Source organism: Streptomyces sp. SAI-135, from assembly GCF_029893805.1.
GTDB lineage: Bacteria > Actinomycetota > Actinomycetes > Streptomycetales > Streptomycetaceae > Streptomyces.
In genome coordinates, this window is the sequence record NZ_JARXYP010000002.1 from 4,648,096 (window position 1) to 4,670,786 (window position 22,691).

Consider the following 22,691-nt stretch of genomic DNA (forward strand, 5'->3'; position numbering starts at 1 on the left):
TTCGACGCGGGATGGGCGGGGGGTCCCTGAGCGGGTCCGATAGGTCACATCTGAAGGGACCGATCGGCCCCTGGCGCACAGAAGGCCGGGGTTTCACGTGAAACCCCGGCCTTCCACAGAGTCACTCGCCGCGCGTCACAGCTGCTTGCGGAAGCCCTCCGCCACCTTCAGGAAGATGTCGTTCGCCTCGGCCTCCCCGACCGTCACCCGCACGCCCTCGCCGGCGAAGGGCCGGACGACCACACCGTGCTGCTCACACGCCGCCGCGAAGTCGGCCGTGCGCTCCCCCAGCCGCAGCCAGACGAAGTTGGCCTGGGTCTCGGGCACCGTCCAGCCCTGGGCTCGCAACCCTTCCACCACACGGTTGCGCTCGCAGACCAGCGAGCCGACCCGGCCCAGGAGCTCGTCCTCGGCCCGCAGCGAGGCGATCGCCGCCTCCTGCGCGATCTGGCTCACCCCGAAGGGCACCGCTGTCTTGCGCAGCGCCGCGGCCACGGGCTCATGGGCGATCGCGAAGCCCACCCGGAGGCCCGCGAGACCGTACGCCTTGGAGAAGGTACGCAGGACGCAGACATTCGGGCGGGTGCGGTACAGCTCCACGCCGTCCGGCACCTCGGGGTCGCGGATGAACTCGCGGTAGGCCTCGTCCAGCACCACCAGCACATCACTCGGCACCCGGTCGAGGAATCGTTCCAGCTCGGCCCGCTTCACGACCGTGCCCGTCGGGTTGTTGGGGTTGCAGACGAAGATCAGCCGAGTCCGGTCGGTGATCGCGTCGGCCATCGCGTCCAGGTCGTGCACATCACCCGGCGTCAGCGGCACCCGCACCGAGGTGGCACCGCTGATCTGCGTGATGATCGGGTACGCCTCGAAGGAGCGCCAGGCGTAGATCACCTCGTCACCCGGTCCCGAGGTCGCCTGGATCAGCTGCTGGGCGACACCGACGGAGCCGGTGCCCGTGGCCAGATGGGAGAGCGGGACACCGAAGCGCTCGGACAGCTCGTTCATCAGGGACGTGCAGGCCATGTCCGGGTAGCGGTTGAAGGAGGAGACCGCGGCCGTCACGGTCTCCAGCACACCGGGCAGCGGTGGATACGGGTTCTCGTTGGAGGACAGCTTGTAGGCCACCGGACCGTCGGCGGCGGGCTTGCCCGGCTTGTACGTGGGAATACCCTCCAGCTCGGCGCGCAGCTTGGGGCTTGTCTCGCTCACCGCAGTCCTCCTCATGACCACCGACTCATGACCACCGACTCATGGCGGCCGACTCCGGCAGCCGGCTTCCAATACTGCTCACCTTATGAGGATTGCGCGCCGCTGCGTACAGGTGAGAACCAACCTCATCCGCCCCACAGGCATCAGGGGCATCACCGTACGAAGACAGACGAATCAAGGGGCGCGGTCACATATATCTATGCGCCGGTGGCTCACGCCGTAGCGCGCATCACCCGTGCAGGTGAGTTGAGACCTCTTCGAAACATCGGGGACTTGGCAGGCCCATGCGCGCCGACAAGTTACGTAGTGCCATTGGATCGTTTAACTGACTCTGTTTCAAAGGCAGTTGACACCAAATGACCTTGCAGAAACGTGCCTGTCAACGCGTGCATATGCGTCCGCCCTACCCCACCGCATGAGCCCTACTATCGGCTCGCCATGACAGCAGCAGGGAAGCACCAGGTGAGCCGCGCGGAAACCTCACGTCGAGGCAGCCGGCCGGGCCGGGCGGGCATCAGAGACGTGGCCGCCGCCGCCGGAGTCTCCATCACGACCGTCTCCGACGCCCTGAACGGCAAGGGCAGGCTCCCGGACGCCACCCGCCGCCATGTCAGGGAGGTCGCCGACCGACTGGGCTACCGGCCCTCGGCCGCGGCCAGAACCCTCCGTACCGGCAAGTCGGGGCTCATCGGCCTGACCGTGACGACATACGGGGATGAACCTTTCACCTTCACCGAGTTCGCGTACTTCGCCGAGATGGCGCGGGCCGCCACCTCGGCCGCGCTGGCCCGCGGTTACGCCCTGGTCATCCTGCCGGCGACCTCGCGCCACGACGTGTGGTCGAACGTCGCCCTGGACGGCACGGTGGTCATCGACCCGTCCGACCAGGACCCGGTCGTCAGCGAACTGGTCCGACAGGGTCTGCCGGTGGTCTCCGACGGGCGCCCGGCCGGCGCCCTCCCGGTCACCGCCTGGGTCGACAACGACCACGAGGCCGCCGTCCTCGGGATCCTCGACCATCTGGCCGACGCCGGCGCCCGCCGCATCGGCCTGCTGACCGGGACGACGACGGACACGTACACCCATCTGTCGACCACCGCGTATCTGCGCTGGTGCGAGCGGGTGGGCCAGGACCCGGTCTACGAGGCCTACCCGGCGCACGATCCGTGTGCGGGCGCCGTCGCCGCCGACCGGCTGCTCGCCCGCCCGGACCGGCCCGACGCGGTCTACGGCCTGTTCGACCCGAACGGCACGGACCTGCTGGCCGCCGCCCGCCGCTACGGACTGCGCGTCCCGGACGACCTGCTCATCGTCTGCTGCAGCGAGTCCACCGTGTACGCCAGCACCGAGCCGCCCGTCACCACGCTCTCCCTCAAGCCCCGACGCATCGGCACGGCCGTGATCCAGCTCCTCATCGACGCCATCGAAGGGGTCGAATCGGACCAGCCGGTCGAGCAGGTGATACCGACCGAGCTGATCGTGCGCACCTCGTCCCAGCGGCGTGCCCCGCGCACGACGGTCAGCCCGCCGCGGTCGCCCGAGGAGGAGTAGGCCGTCGGTCGGCGGATCGGGGCGCGGCGAACCAGCGGCTCCGGTCGACGGGGGCGGGTGCGGTGGTGCCGTGGTGCGGTGGTGCGGTGGTGCGGCCGGGTGTACGGCGGTGCGGTTCCCGGGCGTCCAGGCTCCTGGTCGGTCCCGAGGGTGTCGGGGCCCCCGGTGCCGAGGGTGGCCGGGCCGACGACACCGAGGGTGCCTGGGCCTGCGATGCAGAGGGTGGCCGGGCCCTCGGCCGCCGCACCCGCCGTCAACACCGCGGGGCGATCCGCCGCCTCCCGCGCCGGTGACCCGATCCGCCGTACAGCTGCCGCAGCGGAGCGCCCGGCAGGGGTCGAAGCCCGGCCCAATCGGGGCGAATGCCGCGGTGAACAGGAGTCTTGCTCCGATTCACCACCCCTGGGTCATCACACGGCGCGATCCGCATTCCTATGATGGGCCCACGACACCGCGGGCCGCTGCGACCAGGCAGTCCGAAGCGGTGCAGATGCGGCGCGATGGTGGAGGGGTCTGATGACTCAGGGGGCCGGTCAGGGACCCGAGGTGGAGCGCACGGCAGTGCTGCGCGACTTCCGGGTGCCCGCGTACGTCAACGAGACCGGTCCGTACGGCCACAGCACGCACCCCGGCGACGTCATTCCCGCCCACGAGGAGGCCTACCCGGAGGGGTACACCCCCACCGAGCAGGATCTGCCGGTCATCGACCACGGTGAAGGGTTCCAGCCCGTCGCCGACCCCGCCGAGCAGGCGGTGGACGGTCCCGGTCCGCTGTTCGTCGTCGGCGACGTCCACGGCTACCTCGACGAACTGATGGCCGCCCTCCACGAGAAGGGCCTGGTCGACGCCGCGGGCAACTGGTGCGCGGGCACCGCCCGGCTGTGGTTCCTCGGCGACTTCACCGACCGCGGGCCCGACGGCATCGGCGTCATCGACCTCGTGATGCGGCTCTCCGCGGAGGCCGCCGCGGCGGGCGGCTACTGCAAGGCCCTCATGGGCAACCACGAGCTGCTGCTGATCGGCGCCAAGCGGTTCGGCGACACCCCCGTCAACTCCGGCGCGGGCACCGCCACCTTCCAGGCCGCCTGGCTGCTCAACGGCGGGCAGAAGACCGACATGGACCGCCTCCAGGACCACCACCTGCAGTGGATGGCCCGGCTCGACGCCGTCGAGGAGGTCGACGGCCATCTGCTCGTGCACTCCGACACCACCGCCTATCTCGACTACGGCGACTCGATCGAGGCGGTCAACGACACCGTCCGCGAGACCCTCACGCGCAACGACGCGGACGAAGTGTGGGACCTGTTCCGCAAGTTCACCAAGCGCTTCTCCTTCCGCGACGAAGGCGGCGCCGACCACGTGCGCTCCCTGCTCGACACCTACGGCGGCAGCCGCATCGTGCACGGCCACAGCCCGATCCCCTATCTGCTGGGCGAAGTGGGCTCCGAGGAGGACAAGGAAGAATCCGGTCCGGTGGTCGAGGGACCGCACGTCTACGCCGACGGCCTGGCCATCGCGATGGACGGCGGAGTGACCATGGCCGGAAAACTGCTGGTCCAGCAACTGCCCCTGGATATCTGAGCCTTCACGGGGCAGAGGTTCCCCCAGGACGGGCCGCCCGTCGACCGCGCAGGCCAGAGGCCAATTTCTGGAAACCCCCTGTCACCCTGTGCCGTGACCGCTCTACCATCTGCTTATCCGTAGCAGGCTCCCCTCCGTTTCTGCCCGACGGCTCGTTGTCATGCGAGCCCCAAGCCCTACGGAGCATCGGGGGATGCACATGAACAGCGTTCCGCAGCACCTGCACAGCGAGGACCGCCAGGAGTACGAGCGGATCCTCGATGGGGCGCTGCGCTCCGCACCACACCGTCCCGAACTGGCCGCCGTCGGACAGCGGCTGAATCCCGAACAGCTGCGCACCATGGCGCTCAACGCCACCGCGATCATCACGGCGGCCGCGGCGACCGAGTACCAGCACTACGTGAAGGTCCGCGAGGAACAGCGCCGCCCGGCGACGCCGTCCACCCTGTCGTCCGTGCACGAACCCGGCCCCGCCGAGTCGGGCACGGGTGCGATGGGGCTCGCCACCACCATGGGAGAGGTCGCCGAGACCGCCGGTGCGGGCGCCGTCGCCGTCGCCGCCGTCCTGACGCCCGTCCTCGCCGGAATCGCCGCGGCGATCTTCCTGCTCGTGGGCTACATCCTCCAGATGCTCAGCCCCCCGCCGGCGTTCGCCCACGCGATGATCACTATCGGATGGGTGTTCGGCGCGCTGACCGCGGCCGCCATCCTGGTCGCCGCCGTCGGCCTGCTGATCACCGCGCTGCGCAACCGGCCCTCGCCGGACGCGGGGTACGGCGAGCTCAGCGAGGAGGTGGCACGGGCCAGGGACGACTGGCGCGAGGCGCTGCTGGAACGGGGTCTCCTCCCCTTCCTCAGGGAGGCCCTGGCCGACCCCGGCACCGCCGCACTGCACCACACGGCACCACCCGCACCGACCAGCCGGATGCCCAGCCTCGGCTACGACCGCCCCGGCTTCAGCAGTCCGGACGACGGAGCCTCCGGTGCCCGTCCGAGCTTCACCAGCCCGGACTACACCAGCCCGGACTTCGGGGGGCCGGAGCACCAGCCGGGAGTAGCACCCGGCACAGCCCCTCGGCTTGCGCCCCCACCACGGGGAGCGCAAGCCGAAGACCCGGCCGCGGGCCACTCGCCGACGGTTCACCCGCTGACGGTTCGGCCGTCGACGGTTTGGCCTTCTCAGTCGGTGATCGGCAGATAGACCCGGTTGCCCGCCGCCGCGAACTCCTTCGACTTCTGGGCCATGCCCTCCTCGATCTCCTCCTGACTGTCGCCGTGGCGTCGGCGGATGTCCTGGGAGATCTTCATCGAGCAGAACTTCGGCCCGCACATGGAGCAGAAGTGAGCCGTCTTGGCCGGTTCGGCCGGGAGGGTCTCGTCGTGGAACTCCCGGGCCGTGTCGGGGTCGAGGGCCAGGTTGAACTGGTCCTCCCAACGGAATTCGAACCGAGCGTCGGAGAGGGCGTCGTCCCACTCCTGGGCGCCCGGGTGTCCCTTGGCGAGGTCGGCCGCGTGGGCGGCGATCTTGTAGGTGATGACCCCCGTCTTGACGTCGTCCCGGTTGGGCAGGCCCAAGTGCTCCTTGGGCGTGACGTAGCAGAGCATCGCCGTGCCCCACCATGCGATCATCGCGGCGCCGATGCCGGAGGTGATGTGGTCGTAGGCCGGCGCGACGTCGGTGGTCAGCGGGCCGAGCGTATAGAACGGAGCTTCATCGCAGATCTCCTGCTGAAGGTCGATGTTCTCCTTGATCTTGTGCATCGGGACATGCCCCGGGCCCTCGATCATGGTCTGTACGTTGAAACGCTTCGCGATCCGGTTGAGTTCCCCGAGCGTGCGCAACTCCGCGAACTGCGCCTCGTCGTTGGCGTCCGCGATCGAACCGGGCCGGAGGCCGTCTCCCAGCGAGTACGTGACGTCGTAGGCGGCGAGGATCTCGCACAGTTCCTCGAAGTTCTCGTACAGGAACGACTCCTTGTGGTGCGCCAGGCACCAGGCCGCCATGATCGAGCCACCACGCGAGACGATGCCCGTCTTGCGGTTGGCCGTCAGCGGTACGTACGGCAGGCGCACGCCCGCGTGGACCGTCATGTAGTCCACGCCCTGCTCGGCCTGCTCGATGACCGTGTCCTTGTAGATCTCCCAGGTCAGTTCCTCGGCGCGGCCGTCCACCTTCTCCAGCGCCTGGTAGAGCGGCACCGTGCCGATGGGGACGGGGGAGTTGCGCAGCACCCACTCACGGGTGGTGTGGATGTTGCGGCCGGTCGACAGGTCCATGACCGTGTCGGCGCCCCAGCGGGTCGCCCAGGTCATCTTCTCGACCTCCTCCTCGATGGAGGAGGTCACCGCGGAGTTGCCGATGTTGGCGTTGACCTTCACCAGGAACCGCTTGCCGATGATCATCGGCTCGATCTCCGGGTGGTTCACGTTCGCCGGGAGGACCGCTCGGCCCGCCGCGATCTCCTCCCGAACGACCTCGGGAGAGACGTTCTCCCGGATGGCCACGTACTCCATCTCGGGGGTGATCTCGCCGCGGCGTGCGTAGGCGAGCTGGGTGACCGCCTGGCCGTCACGGCTACGGCGCGGCTGGCGGGACCGCCCCGGGAAGACAGCGTCGAGGTTACGCAGGCCGCCCCGGGGCGAGGTGTGCTTGATCCCGTCGTCCTCGGGGCGCACGGGACGGCCCGCGTACTCCTCGGTGTCCCCACGGGCGATGATCCAGTTCTCCCGCAGTGGCACGAGGCCCCGGCGGACGTCCGTCTCGGTGAGCGGATCGGTGTACGGGCCCGACGTGTCGTACAGCGTGACCGACTGCCCGTTGGTGAGGTGCACCTGGCGGACCGGCACCCGCAGATCGGGGCGTGAGCCCTCGATGTACGCCTTGTGCCAGCCGATGGACTTCCCGGCCTCCGCGTCGAGCTGGTCGGAGGCAGGCGTGCGCGCGTCCTTGTTGGTCATGAGACCTACTCCCTACGCCGGCATTACCCGGTAACAGGTTCGGCGGTCGACGCAGCGGTTTCCGTCTGCCGACATTTCGTGGGGAACGTCACTCGCTGGAGATGACGTTCCACGTGAAACATCGCTGGGACGGAGGTCAGCGCCCTCTCAGCCCGGTGCTCCGAGCTCCCGCGTGTACAAAAGGTGGCTCCACGCTAGCGTCAATTCGGGCGCGGTGAACAGGGGGCCCCTGTCGTTCTTGCGATGATCGGGCGGTGACCACGACGCATCAGCCCCCGTACCCGCCCCCCGAGCCCCCGCGCCGACCGGGCTCCGGAAACGGCCCTGGGCCCGGTACAGGACACGGCCCTGGCAGCGGCTCCCGTGACGGCTTCGGAGACGGCCGGGGCTTCGGAGACGGCCGGGGCTTCGGCGGGAGCGGGACCGATGGAGTCGGCGGAGCCGGTGGAAACGGCGGGGTCGGCGGCTGGCACGAGCATGAGCAGGGGCAGCGGCAGGGGTCCGGTGGCGGACGTGGTGGTGGTCCCGGGTACGGCCAGGGTCACGGCCACGATCAGGGCGCGGGTCGTGCCGGCCAGGGCAGCGTCGGCGGTCCGGGGGGCGGCGGGGGTCACGGTGGTGAGGGGCAGGGCTATGGCCCCGGCGACGGGCGTGGGCACGGCGACGGACATGGGCACGGTCCCGGGGACGGCCACGGGCATGGGAGCGGGCCCGGTTCCGGCGGTGGGCACGGCCACTCGCACGGCCATGGTCACGGGCCGGCGGCTCCCGTCTCCAAACACCTGCGCAAGGTCATCGCAGCCATCCTGATCCCGTTCGGGGCGGCCGTCCTGGTGGGGCTCTTCGTGCTCTGGCCCGGCGGAGCCCCGGCGCACGAGCGCACCGGCGTCGGCTTCGACCGGCAGACCCAGCAGGCCACGGTCAGCAAGGTCGTGAGCGTCAGCTGCAAGTCGGTGAACGCCTCGGGGGAGACCCCGACCGGGGACACCTCCACGGCCGAGGGCTCGTCCGCCCAGCAGCAGGCGAACGGCACCTGCAAGAAGGCGACGATCCGGGTCGACACCGGCCAGGACAAGGGCCGCACCTTCACCGAGATCGTCCAGCCGGACCAGACACGGCAGTTGCACGAGGGCCAGAAGGTCGTGGTCGCCTACGAGCCCTCGGCGCCCAGGGATCTGCAGTACTCGGTCGCCGACGTGAACCGCAGGTTCCCAATGGGTCTGCTCGCCGGCATCTTCGCGCTCGCCGTGGTGGTCGTCGGGCGGCTGCGCGGAGTCATGGCGCTGGTCGCATTGGCCATCAGCTTCATGGTGCTGAACTTCTTCATCCTGCCCGCGATTCTCCAGGGCTCGAACCCGCTGGTCGTGGCGGTGATCGGGTCGAGCGCCATCATGCTGATCGCCCTTTACATGTGTCACGGTCTGTCCGCCCGCACCTCAGTGGCGGTGCTGGGCACGTTGATCTCCCTGTTGCTGATCGGCGTCCTCGGCTCGGCGTTCATCGACTGGGCCGCGCTGACCGGCAACACGGACGACAACACCGGGCTCATCCACGGGCTCTATCCGACGATCGACATGAGCGGTCTGCTGCTCGCCGGCGTCATCATCGGCTCGCTCGGTGTCCTCGACGACGTGACGGTCACGCAGACCTCGGCGGTCTGGGAGCTGCACGAGGCCAACCCGACGATGGGCTGGCGCGGGCTGTACCGCGCGGGTATCCGGATCGGCCGCGACCACATCGCATCCGTCGTCAACACGCTCGTCCTCGCCTACGCCGGTGCCGCGCTGCCGCTGCTGCTGCTCTTCTCCATCGCGCAGTCCAGCGTGGGGACCGTCGCCAACAGCGAGTTGGTCGCGGAGGAGATCGTGCGCACGCTGGTCGGCTCGATCGGCCTTGTCGCCTCGGTGCCGGTCACCACGGCCCTCGCGGCCCTCGTGGTCTCGGCCGACCGACCGGGCGTAGAGACGGCGGGGGCGTCGGTGCCGGCCCCGGCGACCAGCGTGAGCGCGGGCACGGCCGACAGCCGTCCGGCGGCCGGGCGTGGTGGCAAGGGGCGGCGGCGCAGGCGCTGATGTCACGGGGACGCCCAGGGGTTGGGCCGGGGTCGGCGCCACCTCCTGGCTCCCCTGACCGCAGGGGTCCGGTGATCGGTTCTCAGTGCCCAGTCCAGAGTCCTCCTGGGGCACGCCCACCGCAGAACTCCGTCGGAGCGCCCTCGCGAACCCGGCGCAGGCCGGGGCAGAAGCGTTCCTGCACCCTCCCGTCCTATCGATGAAGCGTTCCGCCACCTCGTTGCCGTCAGGGCGTCAAGGGGTCAGCCCGCGCTCTGTTCCTCCGCCAGGATCCGGTCCAGCGCCTCGTCGAGATGGGTGTCGAAATCGGCCAGTGCCGCCTCCTGGCCCAGCGGAACCAGCTTGTCGGTGCGGTCGAGGAACGCGATGATCGGCGCCGTCGACGAGCGGAACAGGGCCTGGTCACCGCCCACCTGAAGCCTGATCAGGACGTCGCCCAGCAGGTCGGAACCGGCGGGCGCGACCCGCACATCGCCCTCCCCGCAGGGCCTGCCCACCCCGTCGATCAGCAGCTCGCGGCCGAAAGCCCAGGTCACCGGGGCATCGCCCGGGAGGTGAAAGGTGAGCCTGACCGCGTAAGGATCGCAGGCCTCATAGCGCAGCTCCACGGGAATGCGGAAGGAGAGCTCCTCGGAGACGAGAAAGCTCATCATGACCTCTGCTTGTACGGTCTCGCGCATCGCCTACCCCGTCATCTGCCTTCATTGGCCGGAATGAACCCTCTGACACTGGTGGCATCTTGCTGAACGTGCACGACAGATCACAAGGAGTGAGTTTTCAGATACTGATAGAGATCGCCAGCGAGCCCATCAAGCGACCGATTTCTTCTTGCAATTGCTGGGTGGCGGCCAACAACCGGCCCGCCTGATGGGCGGGCAGAGAGATGGCCATCGTCGCCGCAGCGTTACCCACGGTGATCGGAATCGCCGCGCACACGGCCCCCAGGGCGTACTCCTGACGCTCGATCACCGGTCCCATCCGTGCCGTCCGTTCGAGACGCCGGAGCAGACTGTGGCCGTCGCGCACGGTGTACGGCGTGAGGGACTGCACGGGATACCGGTCGAGGTGGTCGCGCCGGGCCTCGTCGTCGAGCTGGGACAGCAGACACTGCCCGATGGCGTGTGCGTGCCCGGTCTCGCGGAAGTCGGCCCACTCCTCGACCGCCGGGTTTCCCGGACTCTCGGAGACACAGAGGACCTCGATCTCGCCGTCGCGGTACTGCGCGTAGTACACCGGGACGCCGATCAGGTCGCGCCAGTGCGCCAGCGCCTCGACGACGGTGCTGCGACGTTTCTGCTCGGCTCCGCTGCTGCTCAGCCGCTCAGCCGCCTCCCCGAGGAAGAACAGGCCCTTGTCGCGGTGCAGATAGCCCTCGTGCACGAGGGTGCGCAGCAGGTGGTACGCCGTGGGGAGGGCCAGCCCGGTCTCGCGGGCGAGTTGTTTGGCGGGGGCTCCGTACTCGTGCTGTGCGACGGATTCGAGCAGGCGCATCGCGCGCTGCACAGACCCGATCAGGGTCGCCGAGTGAGACTGATCGGCAGCTTCGCAGGAGGGGGCCGCGTGCCGCTGGACGGGGGCTGACGGTCGTACGGAGGTCGCGGGCTGCACGGGGGCCGAAGCCCCGACCGGCGCCGTCGGCCGGGCGGAAGCGGACGGTTGCTCGGGAGCCGACGCCCCTGCCGGGACCGTGGCCGGGGCCGGCGACTGAGCAGGAGTGGCCCGTCCGGTGGGCTCTGTGGGCCGCGTCGACCCTCCCGGCTGAGCGGGAGCTGCCGGGCTTCCAGGAACCGTCGGCCGTACCGAAGCCGTCGGCTGGGTCGGAGGCGTCGGCCGACTCGGTGGCGTCGTCGAGCGGGCGTCGATCTGTGCGGGTGCGGTGTCAACCGTGGCCAAGGGGCACTCCCGGAGCGCGAGGGGGGCAGCCCGTGCGGGGAACACGGGAGGGGGTGTACTCCGCTCGCGGGGTCGTCCCCGCGTCGAGTTCCGGACTTTAACGGTCCGCCACCGCACGTATACGGCCCGTCCGGGAAACTTCCCTCGCCCGAGGGAACAGGGGATTCCTGTTACCGGTCGCCCCGCCCGCCCCGCACGCTCACCAGTCGCTGCGCGACGAGGAGCTCGACATGAACTTCCGTACGACGTAGACGAGTCCGCCGACCAGGGCCACGAAGACCAGCAGCTTGAAGAGCAGGCCGATGACGAAGCCGACGACCGTGGCTATCAGCCCGCCGAACACGACCAGGGCGATGACCGGCACCGCGATCCACTTCACCCACCACGGCAGCCCCGCGAAGATCTCTCCCATCGCACTTACCTCTCTGCAGTCCGGCACTGTCCGGCCCCTCTGGTACCGGATCCACCAATGTCCTGCAGTCGATGCTAGGGCCGCGAGGTGTCGCCGCGGGGGCTTCGCACCCCTTGTCCTCCCCTGACTGATCCCCTAGGGAACCCCGAGATCCCAGGTCAGCTCTCGGGGGGAGAGAACACCACCATGACCCTGAGGTCCTCGGTGATGTGGTGGAACTTGTGGGCGACACCGGCCGGCACGTACACCACGCTGCCCCGCGCCACCTGGGTGGTCTCCATGCCCACGGTGATCGCCGCGCGCCCGCTGACCACGAAGTAGACCTCGTCCTGACGGTGCGGTTGCTGCGGGTCCTGCGCCCCGGCGTCGAGTGCGTACAGGCCGACCGACATGTTCCGCTCCCGCAGGAACTGGAGGTAGGCGCCGTCGTTGGCGGCCCGCTCCGCCTCCAGTTCATCCAACCGGAATGCCTTCATCGACTAAGTCCGCCCTCGTCAGTGCCCATGACCGATCTCTTCTGCCACGATCAGACACATGAAGAATTTCCTAGTCAAGACGATCGCCAACGCGGGTGCTCTGGCGGTCGCCGTCTGGCTGCTCGACAAGATCACCCTGACCGGTGACAGCACCGGCAAGAAGGTCTGGACGCTGATCCTCGTCGCCCTGGTCTTCGGTCTGGTGAACTGGCTGGTCAAGCCGGTCGTGAAGGTCCTGACCTTCCCTCTGTTCATCCTGACGCTCGGCCTGTTCACGCTGGTCGTCAACGCACTGATGCTGCTGCTGACCTCGTGGCTCTCCGACGTGCTCAACCTGAGCTTCCATGTCGAGGGCTTCTGGACCGCCGTCCTGGGCGGCCTGATCATCTCGATCGTGTCCTGGGCCCTGCACGTCGTCCTGCCCGACGAGGACTGAGGTGGCATGACCTACCGCGTCTGTTTCGTCTGCACGGGCAACATCTGCCGTTCCCCGATCGCCGAGTCGGTCTTCCGCGCGCGCATCGCGGAAGCCGGCCTGAACGGCCTGGTCGAGGTCGACAGTGCCGGTACGGACGGCTGGCACGAGGGCGACGGCGCGGATCCGCGCACGGTGTCCGTCCTCGAGGAGCACGGCTACGACGGCACCCACACGGCCCGGCAGTTCCAGCGCTCCTGGTTCTCCCGCCTCGATCTCGTCGTCGCCCTCGACGCCGGCCATCTGAAGACACTGCGGCGTCTCGCGCCCACCCCGGAGGACGCCGGGAAGGTACGGCTGCTGCGTTCGTACGATCCCGCCGCGGGCGCCGACCTCGACGTCCCGGACCCGTACTACGGGGGCCTCGACGGCTTCGAGGAGTGTCTTGAGATGGTGGAGGCGGCGAGCGAGGGTCTGCTCGCCGCGGTGCGCGAACAGACGGAAGGACGGGTGGCATGAGCGAGAGGGCTGCGGACCAGGGGGAGGGCACGCGCGCGGTGCGGGCCGGACTGCCCGAGGCGGTCAAGAACGAACCGACCCTGCCCGGACCGACCTTCGCCGCCCACTTCCATCTGCCGGGGGAGGTCGACGGCCCGTACACCTACGGCCGCGACACCAACCCGAGCTGGAGCCTGCTGGAGCGGGCCATCGGTGAGCTGGAGGCGCCGGGGCGGGACGGCGTGGAGACCCTGGTCTTCGCCTCGGGCATGGCCGCCATCTCCGCCGTGCTCTTCTCGCAGCTGCGTGCCGGGGACACGGTCGTCCTGCCCAGCGACGGCTACCAGGTGCTGCCGCTGATCCGCGCCCAGCTGGAGGCGTACGGCATCGAGGTGCGCACCGCGCCGACCGGCGGTGACGCCCAGCTCGACGTCCTCGACGGGGCGCGGCTGCTGTGGATCGAGAGCCCGTCCAACCCCGGTCTCGACGTGTGCGACATCCGGCGGCTCGTCGAGGCGGCACACGCGCGCGGTGCGCTCGTCGCCGTCGACAACACGCTCGCCACACCGCTCGGACAGCGCCCGCTGGAGCTCGGCGCGGACTTCTCCGTGGCCAGCGGCACCAAGCAGCTGACGGGGCACGGAGACGTCCTCCTCGGATACGTCACCGGTCGCGAGGGCGAGGCCATGGACGCCGTACGCCGCTGGCGGAAGATCGTCGGGGCGATCGCCGGGCCCATGGAGGCCTGGCTCGCCCATCGCTCGATCGCCACGCTCCAGATGCGGGTCGACCGGCAGAACGCGACCGCTCTCGTGCTCGCCCGGGCCCTGCGGGAGCGGCCCGAGGTGACCGGGCTGCGCTACCCGGGGCTGCCCGAGGACCCCTCGCACAAGATCGCCTCGCAGCAGATGCGCCGCTATGGATGCGTGGTGTCCTTCACGCTGCCCACGCACACGCGTGCCGACCGTTTCCTCGACGCCCTGCGGCTCGTGGACGACGCGACGAGCTTCGGCGGGGTGCGCTCCACGGCCGAGCGGCGTCGGCGCTGGGGCGGGGACGACGTGCCGGAGGGCTTCATCCGTTTCTCCGTCGGCGCCGAGGATCCCGAGGACCTCGTGGCGGATGTACTGCGTGCCCTGGACGAGTCGGCCGGCTGACCGCCCCGGCAGGCATTCTCATGGCGCCGCGCGGCCATGCCGGGCTACGTACGACGGACGGTCCGAGCCTCCCCCCTCGTGGCTCGGACCGCCCCGGTTCCGCGCGCGAAGAACCGCGCGAACAAGGCTAGTTGACTCTGTGTCAGTGTCCAATCACAGTAGCGACAGAGACCTATCGACATATTTATAGTTGGGCCCTTGCCTCGGGGCCGGGAAAGGGGCAGGGAAGGGGACGTCACCATGGATCTGGCCTTGCTGCGCACCTTCGTGACGGTGCACCGGGCCGGTTCCTTCACCCGCGCCGCCGCCCTGCTCGGATTGTCGCAGCCGGCCGTCACCTCGCAGATCCGCACCCTGGAACGGCAGTTGGGCCGCCCCCTGTTCTTACGGCAGGCCCGCGGCGTGACTCCTACGAGCATCGGCGACGAACTCGCCCACAAGGCCGCACCACATCTCGACGCCTTGGTGGAGATCACCGAGACCGGCCTCGACGACGAGTCGTCGCTGCGCACGCTGCATCTCGCGGGGCCTCCCGAGTTCACGGCCGAGCGGGCGCTTCCCGCTCTCACCGAACTGACCGGCGAGGACGGCCAGGGCTTCGCCCTGCGCGTCTCCTTCGGGAACGCCGAGGAGACCCTGGAGGGGCTGGCCGCCGGACATCACGATCTGGCCATCAGCACGGCCCGTCCGCGGGGTGCGCTGCTCACCGCGAGCACGCTCTGCGACGAGGAACACGTCCTGATCGCCGCCCCGGGCTGGGCCGGACGGCTCGGGGCGGGAGACGAGACCAGGACCCTTCCCGCCGTCAAGCGAGCGCCCGTGTTCGAAGACGTCCCCGTGATCGAGGTGCACGAATCGCTGCCCTTCGTCTCCCGCTACTGGGCCTCCGTCTTCGATTCCCGCCCGGCCGCACCGGGCACCGTCGTCGTCCCCGACCTGCGTGCCGTCCTTGCCTGCGCGGTCGCGGGCGCCGGGCTCGCGGTACTGCCGCGCTATCTGTGTGCGGACGCCCTGGGGCGGGGGGACGTCGTCGCGCTGCACGAGCCCGCCGTGCCGCCCCTGCGCACCTACTTCCTGGTGGTGCGCACCGGGACACTGGCCATGCCGCATATCGCGCGGGCGCACGAATGGCTGCTGCGGGCGGCTGCCGACTGGTGCTGAGCAGGGGTTTCATGCATTTCACGCAGGGAGCCCGACCGGTGACACCAAGCGATGTTTCACGTGGAACCATCCGGGCCACATACCCCCCATGACCGTCCGACCCGTGGTCAAGCGCACCGCCCGTGCCGTCCTGCTCGACGGCGATGATCTGATCCTGATCAAGCGCACCAAACCCGGCATGGATCCTTACTGGCTGACTCCCGGCGGTGGAGTCGAGCCGACGGACACGACCGTCGTCGACGCCCTGCACCGCGAGGTGTACGAGGAGCTCGGCGCGAAGATCACCGACGTGGTCCCCTGCTTCGTGGACACTGTCGAGCACATCGGCGACGATGGCGGGGCGACCGGAGTCAAGGTGCAGCACTTCTTCGTCTGCCACCTGGAGTCGATGGACACGTCCTTGCGGCACGGACCCGAAGTGGACGAGCCGGTCGGGGAGTACGAGATCGTCCGGGTGCCGTTCACCCGCGTCGGGATCGCCTCCGTCCACCTGGTTCCGCTGTCCCTGCGCCACTATCTGGACGGCAACATCGAGGGCGTACGGGCCATGCACGCACCGGACCTGGGCTGACTCTCACCGGGTCACCGGGCCAGGACGAGTTCCTCCACGGAGTCGTGACGTATGCGTTCCGAGGGGATCCCGATGGACCTGAGCGTGTCCACACCGCTGCGGATCATGCCCGGCGGGCCCGAGAGGTAGGCCTCGTACTCGTGCCACGGGCCGTACGCGCGAATGGCGTCCGGGAGCTGGAGACGGGCCTGCTGATCGACGATGGCCCGGACCGACAGCCACGGGTGGGACTGCTGGAGCCTGAGCATCGTGTCGATGTCGTACAGGTCGTTGTCGGTGCGGGCTCCGTAGAACACCTCGACCGAGCGCCGTGCGCCGTGTTCGGCCACGTCCTCGACCAGCGCCTTGATCGGAGCTATCCCGGTACCGCCGCCCAGGCAGAGCAGTCCGCTGTCGGTGGTGTGGTCCACGGTCATGGACCCACTGGGCGGACCGAGCCGGATGATGTCCCCCGGGCGGGCCCGGTGCACGAGGGCACCGGAGACCCAACCCGCGGGGACGGCCTTCACGTGGAACGACAGAAGCCCGTCCGAGCGGGGCGCCGAGGCGAACGAATAGTGCCGCCATATGCGCGGCCACCACGGCGTCTCCAGGCTTGCGTACTGGCCGGCGAGGAACGGATAGGGCTGGTCGGGCCGGACCGTGACGACGGCGACGTCCGGGGTTCGCAGGTCGTGCGACACCACCTCCGCGTGCCACCAGGCCGGAGCGCGCAGTTCGTCCGCGGCCGCCGCGTCGATCATCATCTGCGAGATCGTCGTGTACGCCCGGACCCAGGCCGCTTCGGTCTCCGTGTCCCAGCTGCTGGAGGCATACCTGCTCAATGCGCCGATGAGGCACTCCCCGACCGCCGGGTAGTGCTCGGCGCGAGTGCCGTACTTGCGATGGCCGCGCCCGAGGTTCTCCAGGTAGTCCTCCAGTGCCGCGGTGTTGTCGATGAGCTCGGCCGCCGTCAGCAGCGCCCTGAGCAGGCGGTCCCGCTGGGCGTCCATGGCGGCGGGGAACAACGGGCGCAGATAGGGGTGGCGTACGAAGAGCAGCGCGTAGAAATACGACGTGACCTGCTCCGCGACGGGCGCGACCTCGGCCATGGTCCGGCGGATACGGACGGCGTCCGGGGAGGGCGGCTGGTCCGTCGGGGGCAGGCCCGCGAACTCTGCTTTCCCGGCAGGTGCAGCCGCTCCTCGGTCGGCCTCCGACGTCGGCCGGCTGTCGGAAGAGAACCAGCCGGCCCCGCCCCCGGAAGTGCCGTCGTCGGCCGGCGTGCCGGTCGGAGCGTCCATGGTGTGCCTCGCCTCGAACATCTTTCGGTCGGTCTGCGCAATTCCTCGGTCGGAAGTTGCCTGCTTTCCCCCGCAGACGGCTTGCTTTCCCCCTGGGCGTCACGACCCCCACAGCACCCTCACCGCAGCGTCCCACTGCGCACGAATGCGCCGACCGCATACCCACGAATGCAGGTCTTCGATCTCTCCGTCCCGTTAGGCTGCATTGCCCCGCTCGCTGCCGCCCAGGGTTCGCACCCCCGGTGCGGATTACCGTGCGTGGCGCACCAATTCATAGGCTTCCCACAGATCCATGCCCCTGTAGGAGTGGGTCGAGATATCGGACAGGTGCTGGTCCGCATTGACCGCGACCGAGATCGGTACCGCGGCGAACAGGTCCCTGTCGGAAGATGAGTCGCCATAGGCGACGCAATCGGCTCTCGTCACGCCGAACTGCGCGCACAAGCGGTCAGCGATCAACACCTTGGCGGCGGCGCTGAGCACTCCGGCAGGGTCCATGGGCTCAGTGAAGGGGACAGCCGGAAACCGGGACCCGTACGTGGCATGTGCTCCCCAACTGGTGAGCCGTTCCACGAAGAAGGACGGTGAGAGCGATACGACCGCGCAGTAGTCCCCCTGCTCCCTGATTTCCGCCCAGACCTCACGGATGCGGGCCAGCCACGGAGCATCTTGGAAGGCCGCGGCGACGTGTGCCTCCGTCAGGGATGCCCACAACGCGTACACCTGCTGCGCGTATTCGGGCGGCCCTATCAGTCCAGCCCCGATCGCCTGGTCGAGTGCCACCGTCTCGGCCTCGAGTCCGAGCTGTCGGGAAATCTGCACGGGCGCACTGGTCCCGTGCAGCAAAGTGCCGTCCATGTCGAAGAGATGAAGTCGCGGCATGTGCTTGAGGCTAGTGGTCCGGCGAAGGCTCGTGTTCAAGAGACCGGTGAGACATCGTGCACCTTCGGCCGATCGTCGGACGGTCGCCGTTCTCCGATGTTTCACGTGAAACACCCGGCATCTGATCGCGCGGTGCGCGCTTGGCTACGACATGGCCAAAAGCTTCTACACACCCCGGGAAACCGGTGGACGCCGAGGGGCCGTGTCGGACAGCCTGACCTGCGTGCCTACTCCTTCTCTTGCCGCTCTCCCCATCCGTCGTCTGACGCTTCGCGATCTCACCGCCTGCGCGGACTTGTCCGAGGACCGGGGGTGGCCACGCGAGGAGCACAAGTGGGGCCTCCTCCTCACGGCCGGAAAGGGTTACGGCATCGACGACCCCGCCGGAGGGCTCGTCACCGCATGTGTGGTCACGGAGTACGGGCCCTACAGCGAGCCCGATCTGGGAGCGATCGGGATGGTGCTGGTCGCCGAACGGCACGCCCGACAGGGCATCGGCCGCCGGCTCATGCGCCACATTCTCTCCGCGATGGGCACCACCCCACTGACTCTTCACGCGACGCCGTACGGCCGCCCGCTGTACGAGGAACTGGGCTTCAAGGTCACTGGCCGGGCGGAGATGCTCCGCGGCCAGTTCACCCCGGGTAGTCCGGCGCCGACGGTGAGCACGCGTGCGGCAGGTGCCGAGGACCTCTCCGCGATTCTCCGGCTCGACGAGGAGGTGCTCGGCACGGATCGCACGCACCTCATCACCCGGCTGCCCGCCTTCGCCGACCAGTTCCGCGTCGCCGAGGAGAACGGCCGGATCATCGGGTACGCCGCCGCCTGGCCCAACATGGACACCCATGTGGTGGGCCCGCTTGTCGCCCGTGACACCGAGACGGCCCAGGCGCTCCTCACGTCGCTCGCCGCCGGCACCGACCGCCCGCTGCGCACCGACATCGACGTACGTCACGAAGAGCTGCGGGGCTGGGCCAAGGAACGCGGTCTGGCGTCGGTCGCCTTCAACTCGGTCATGACGTACGGGATCCCCGAGCTGCCCGGCGACTGGAGCCGCCGGTTCGCCCCACTGACCGTGGCCGCGCTCTGAGACACAGCTGTACGACGGCGCCGGTGCCCCGAACTGCGGGGCACCGGCGCCGTCGTCACGCGCGGCTGCGGGTCATGCGTCAGTGGTGCACGGCGGACCGCTGGTCAGCGGGTGTCGCTCCTGCGACCACGACGCTCGGAGCGTTGTCACGGCGCTCCAGCGCGGCCGAGAGGAAGGCGAGGAGCAGGGCAGCCGCGGCCAGGGCGGCGCCCACCCAGTTGGGGGCGGTGTAGCCCAAGCCGGCCGAGATGACCAGGCCGCCGAGCCAGGCGGAGAGGGCGTTGCCGAGGTTGAAGGCACCGATGTTGACGGCCGAGGCGAGCGTCGGTGCCTCGTGCGCATGGTCGAGGACCCTCTTCTGGAGCGGCGGTACGGCGGCGAAGCCCAGGGCGCCGATGAGAGCGATCGTGACGCCGGCCAGCAGCTTGTGATGCGCGGTGACCGTGAAAAGCGCGAGCACGACAGCCAGGGCGCCCAGGGAGACGTACAGCATGGGCATCAGGGCGCGGTCGGCGTACTTGCCGCCGATGAGGTTGCCGCCGACCATACCCAGGCCGAAGAGGACCAGCAGCCAGGTCACCGAGCCGTCGGCGAAGCCTGCCACGTGGGTCATCATCGGGGCGATGTAGGTGATGGCCGCGAAGACACCGCCGAAGCCGAGGACGGTCATCGCCATGGCGAGCAGCACCTGGGCGTTCTTGAAGGCGGCCAGTTCGTGACGCAGATGCACGCCCTCCGGCCGGGGAACCTCCGGGACGAGCCTGGCGATGCCGATCAGGCCGACGACACCGAGGCCCGCGACGATCGCGAAGGTGAGACGCCAGCCCGCACTCTGGCCGATCAGTGTGCCCAGCGGGACGCCCACGACGTTGGCGACGGTCAGGCCGGTGAACATCATCGCGATGGCTCCGGCCCTCTTGTGCGGTGCCACCAGGTCCGCGGCGACGACTGAGCCGATCCCGAAGAAGGCTCCGTGGGCGAGGGAGGCGACCACGCGGCCGATGAGCATGACGGTGAAGGCCGGGGCCAGGGCGGAGAGCAGGTTGCCCACGATGAACAGGCCCATCAGCAGCATCAGCATCCGCTTGCGGGAGATCTTGGTGCCGAGGGCGGTCATCAGCGGGGCGCCGAACATGACACCGAGCGCGTAGCCGGTGACCAGGAACCCGGCGGTGGGGATGGAGACCCCGAAGTCGTCCGCGACCTCGGGCAGCAGCCCCATGATCACGAACTCGGTCGTTCCGATTCCGAAGGCCCCGATCGCGAGAGCCAGGAGCGCGAGCGGCATGGGGGGTGACACCTTCCAGACGATTGCATGAGCATGTTGCGCACCCTCACAATAATTGCAGACGCTCTATATTTGCAAGCGACGGCAATTTAGGTTCGCTCCTGCCGCGTACGGCACAGGACGGAGGAGGCACCCCCGAACTCGCCCCACTCGTACGGGTCTGGAATGCCTCCGGGCACCTGCGGCGTGCTCGCACCAGGTCCCCGCATAGGGTGCGGACATGGGAGATCTTGAGATTCGGCACGCTACGGCGGACGACATTCCCGCGATCGTCGGCATGCTCGCCGACGACCCCTTGGGCGCCCAGCGCGAGTCCCCGGACGACCTGGCCCCCTACCTGGCGGCGCTGGAACGCCTCAGCTCCGACCCGAACCAGCATCTGGTCGTCGCCACACGAGAGCACCGGGTGGTCGGCACGCTCCAGCTCACCGTCGTTCCGGGCCTGTCCCGGCGCGGTGCCACCAGATCGATCATCGAGGGGGTGCGCATCCACGCCGACGAGCGTGGCAGTGGCCTCGGGTCGCGACTCATCGAGTGGGCGATCGAGGAATCCCGCCGCCAGAACTGCCGGCTGGTGCAGCTGACGTCGGACAACACCCGCACGGACGCCCACCGCTTCTACGAACGGCTCGGTTTCACAGCCTCACACGTGGGCTTCAAGCTGGCCCTGTGACCGGCTCGTGGACTGTTTCCTCTCTACGCCGGAGGCGTCCGGTTTCACGTGAAACCGGACGCCTCCCGGTCCATCGGTCAGGGCGCCGTCTACCCGATGCCCCGCCATCCCTCCGGATCCACACCCCCAGGCACGGACGACCCCTGGTCGTACGGCTGCCGGGTGAACACGAACGAACCGAGGTCCAGGTGGTCCACGGTTCCGTCAGACCGCCGTACGGCCTTCAGAACCTCCCCGTTGAAGTAACCCTCCAGACCGGTCCAGGTGCCGTCGCCGTTGGCCCGGAATCGCGAGCGCCGGCCTGCGCCCGACAAGGGCTCCAGCGAGACGAGTCCATCCGCCGTCAGCCGTAGGGCGAATCCGTTCGTTCCCCAGTACCACTGACCCGCCAGCTCCAGAGCGGGCGTCTCGGCCTCGCGCATCGGTCGCCACGGCTCGGGGATCCTGGGCTCGGCCTCGGCGACGATCCGTACGAGATCGGATCCCACGACGGACAGCAGCGGACCGGAGGTGCAGTTGGCCAGCACGACCGCGGCGACATCGTCCGCCACGCTGATCGTGAGATTCGCGAGAAAGCCCGGCAGTGACCCGGAATGGCCCACGAGCAGCCGCCCGTCCCGGTGCTGGATCTGCAACCCGAGCCCGTACGTGGCACCGTCGGCGAGCTCCCCCACCCCGGCCGGTGCTGCGGGTGTGCGCATCTCACGCACCGTCTCCGCGCACAGCACCCGGTCGTCACCGTTCGTCAGGAAGACCGCAAAGCGGGCCAAGTCCGCCGCTGTGGACCAGAGTTGGCCGGCCGGAGCCATCCGCCCGAGGTCCTCGGCCGGCTCGGGCAGCATCACATCGGCCCACGGATGCACCGCCCAGCCGCCCGCATGCGGTGCCTGGGGACGGACACTCGTGCGGTCGAGCCCCAGAGGTGCCAGAACTTCCCGCCGCAGCACCTCCTCCCACGGCGCCCCGCGCACCTTCTCGACGAGCGCCCCCAGCAGGGTGTAACCGGGGTTCGAATAGTGGAAGAGACGTCCCACCGGGTGCAGGAAGGGCTGCTCGCCCAGTACATCGGCGAGTTCGGGACGCAGCTCCGCCGAGGAGCGCTCCCACCAGGGCGCCGGGGACTCGGCCGCCAACCCGCCGGTGTGAGCCAGAAGTTCGGCGACGGTGACCTCCCCCGCTCCCGTACCGGGTACGTGCTTCTCCAGCGGGTCACCGAGGTCGATCAGCCCCTCGTCACGCAGTCGCAGGACGAGGACGGCGGTGAAGGTCTTGGTGATCGAGCCGATGCGGTACTGCACGTTCTCGTCAGGTCCGTGCCCGTCCACCGAGGTGCGCGCACCGCCCCACACGGTTCGTCCGTCCCGCACGACCGCCGCGACCAGCGAGGGCGCCCTCCCCTCCGCCTGGGCCACGGCGATACGGTGCAGCAGCGCCCGGCGTGTACCGGGAAGCAGCTCTTCCTGAGATGTCGTCATGCCCCCAGTCCATCCCGTGGGGGACGCGGGCGTCGACTTCTTT

The 22,691-nt window shown here is 69.3% G+C and carries 20 protein-coding genes, 1 pseudogene and 1 riboswitch; of the genes and pseudogenes, 11 read left to right on the forward strand and 10 right to left on the reverse strand.

All coding sequences use genetic code 11. From position 1 onward, the window contains the following. Positions 1-135: 135 nt before the first annotated feature. Positions 136-1,212: a histidinol-phosphate transaminase gene (hisC, locus tag M2163_RS25510; protein WP_280895135.1), complete on the reverse strand. Its 1,077-nt coding sequence runs from the start codon at positions 1,210-1,212 to the stop codon at positions 136-138. Between the two features lie 438 nt (positions 1,213-1,650). Between hisC and M2163_RS25515 the strand changes: the two genes are divergently transcribed. The 3 genes and pseudogenes from M2163_RS25515 to M2163_RS25525 all read left to right on the forward strand — a co-directional run. After that, positions 1,651-2,763, forward strand: a complete 1,113-nt coding sequence (locus tag M2163_RS25515) for a LacI family DNA-binding transcriptional regulator (RefSeq protein ID WP_078959685.1) — start codon at positions 1,651-1,653, stop codon at positions 2,761-2,763. Between the two features lie 516 nt (positions 2,764-3,279). Next, the gene (locus M2163_RS25520) at positions 3,280-4,344 is read left to right on the forward strand and encodes a metallophosphoesterase (protein WP_280895136.1); all 1,065 of its coding nucleotides are present in this window, start codon (positions 3,280-3,282) and stop codon (positions 4,342-4,344) included. Between the two features lie 193 nt (positions 4,345-4,537). Continuing rightward, a pseudogene (locus tag M2163_RS25525) lies at positions 4,538-5,395 on the forward strand (hypothetical protein); the annotation flags it as partial. A 128-nt stretch (positions 5,396-5,523) separates the two neighbouring features. Here M2163_RS25525 and thiC read toward each other — a convergent pair. After that, entirely contained in the window at positions 5,524-7,302 is a 1,779-nt protein-coding gene (thiC, locus tag M2163_RS25530) for a phosphomethylpyrimidine synthase ThiC (RefSeq protein ID WP_280895137.1), read from the reverse strand. Then, positions 7,295-7,484: riboswitch (TPP riboswitch) on the reverse strand. Its footprint overlaps the gene before it by 8 nt. 72 nt (positions 7,485-7,556) lie before the next feature. On the opposite strand from thiC, the gene M2163_RS25535 reads away from it, so the two are divergent. Next, positions 7,557-9,374 (forward strand): YibE/F family protein, encoded by a 1,818-nt coding sequence (locus M2163_RS25535; protein ID WP_280850537.1) that lies wholly within the window; start codon positions 7,557-7,559, stop codon positions 9,372-9,374. A 242-nt stretch (positions 9,375-9,616) separates the two neighbouring features. Here M2163_RS25535 and M2163_RS25540 read toward each other — a convergent pair whose 3' ends face one another. The 4 genes from M2163_RS25540 to M2163_RS25555 form a co-directional block, all read right to left on the reverse strand. Continuing rightward, on the reverse strand, positions 9,617-10,054 hold the full coding sequence (locus M2163_RS25540; RefSeq protein ID WP_280850536.1) for an SsgA family sporulation/cell division regulator: 438 nt from the start codon (positions 10,052-10,054) through the stop codon (positions 9,617-9,619). A gap of 97 nt (positions 10,055-10,151) precedes the next feature. Further along, on the reverse strand, positions 10,152-10,889 hold the full coding sequence (locus M2163_RS25545; protein WP_280897312.1) for an IclR family transcriptional regulator C-terminal domain-containing protein: 738 nt from the start codon (positions 10,887-10,889) through the stop codon (positions 10,152-10,154). Positions 10,890-11,466: 577 nt separating this feature from the next. Then, a complete protein-coding gene (locus tag M2163_RS25550) occupies positions 11,467-11,679 on the reverse strand; it encodes a DUF5326 family protein (protein WP_037711649.1) in 213 nt (70 codons plus the stop codon). A gap of 158 nt (positions 11,680-11,837) precedes the next feature. Further along, a complete protein-coding gene (locus tag M2163_RS25555; RefSeq protein WP_280850535.1) occupies positions 11,838-12,155 on the reverse strand; it encodes a cupin domain-containing protein in 318 nt (105 codons plus the stop codon). A gap of 58 nt (positions 12,156-12,213) precedes the next feature. Between M2163_RS25555 and M2163_RS25560 the strand changes: the two genes are divergently transcribed. From M2163_RS25560 to M2163_RS25580, 5 genes are all read left to right on the forward strand, one after another. After that, entirely contained in the window at positions 12,214-12,591 is a 378-nt protein-coding gene (locus tag M2163_RS25560) for a phage holin family protein (RefSeq protein WP_280850534.1), read from the forward strand. A 6-nt stretch (positions 12,592-12,597) separates the two neighbouring features. Beyond that, positions 12,598-13,089 carry a low molecular weight protein-tyrosine-phosphatase gene (locus tag M2163_RS25565; protein WP_280895138.1) on the forward strand — a complete coding sequence of 164 codons (492 nt, stop codon included), beginning with the start codon at positions 12,598-12,600 and terminating at the stop codon, positions 13,087-13,089. Then, positions 13,086-14,225, forward strand: coding sequence for a cystathionine gamma-lyase (locus M2163_RS25570; protein WP_280895139.1), 1,140 nt, complete (start codon positions 13,086-13,088; stop codon positions 14,223-14,225). The genes M2163_RS25565 and M2163_RS25570 overlap by 4 nt, the downstream gene beginning before the upstream one ends. 240 nt (positions 14,226-14,465) lie before the next feature. After that, entirely contained in the window at positions 14,466-15,386 is a 921-nt protein-coding gene (locus M2163_RS25575; protein WP_280895140.1) for a LysR family transcriptional regulator, read from the forward strand. Positions 15,387-15,474: 88 nt separating this feature from the next. After that, the gene (locus M2163_RS25580) at positions 15,475-15,957 is read left to right on the forward strand and encodes an NUDIX hydrolase (RefSeq protein ID WP_280850530.1); all 483 of its coding nucleotides are present in this window, start codon (positions 15,475-15,477) and stop codon (positions 15,955-15,957) included. An 11-nt stretch (positions 15,958-15,968) separates the two neighbouring features. Here M2163_RS25580 and M2163_RS25585 read toward each other — a convergent pair whose 3' ends face one another. Both M2163_RS25585 and M2163_RS25590 read right to left on the reverse strand, forming a co-directional pair. Next, complete coding sequence (locus tag M2163_RS25585) at positions 15,969-17,261, reverse strand: globin domain-containing protein (protein WP_280895141.1); 1,293 nt, start codon at positions 17,259-17,261, stop codon at positions 15,969-15,971. A gap of 228 nt (positions 17,262-17,489) precedes the next feature. After that, positions 17,490-18,122, reverse strand: a complete 633-nt coding sequence (locus M2163_RS25590; protein ID WP_280895142.1) for an HAD-IB family phosphatase — start codon at positions 18,120-18,122, stop codon at positions 17,490-17,492. A 223-nt stretch (positions 18,123-18,345) separates the two neighbouring features. Between M2163_RS25590 and M2163_RS25595 the strand changes: the two genes are divergently transcribed. After that, the gene (locus M2163_RS25595; RefSeq protein ID WP_280895143.1) at positions 18,346-19,212 is read left to right on the forward strand and encodes a GNAT family N-acetyltransferase; all 867 of its coding nucleotides are present in this window, start codon (positions 18,346-18,348) and stop codon (positions 19,210-19,212) included. A 79-nt stretch (positions 19,213-19,291) separates the two neighbouring features. Here the strand turns inward: M2163_RS25595 and M2163_RS25600 are convergent, their stop codons facing one another. Continuing rightward, the gene (locus M2163_RS25600; RefSeq protein WP_280895144.1) at positions 19,292-20,500 is read right to left on the reverse strand and encodes an MFS transporter; all 1,209 of its coding nucleotides are present in this window, start codon (positions 20,498-20,500) and stop codon (positions 19,292-19,294) included. A 220-nt stretch (positions 20,501-20,720) separates the two neighbouring features. Here M2163_RS25600 and M2163_RS25605 point away from each other — a divergent pair, with 220 nt between their 5' ends. Continuing rightward, complete coding sequence (locus tag M2163_RS25605; RefSeq protein ID WP_280895145.1) at positions 20,721-21,173, forward strand: GNAT family N-acetyltransferase; 453 nt, start codon at positions 20,721-20,723, stop codon at positions 21,171-21,173. Positions 21,174-21,262: 89 nt separating this feature from the next. On the opposite strand, the gene M2163_RS25610 is transcribed toward M2163_RS25605, so the two are convergent. Then, a complete protein-coding gene (locus tag M2163_RS25610; RefSeq protein WP_280895146.1) occupies positions 21,263-22,648 on the reverse strand; it encodes a serine hydrolase domain-containing protein in 1,386 nt (461 codons plus the stop codon). Positions 22,649-22,691 lie beyond the last annotated feature (43 nt).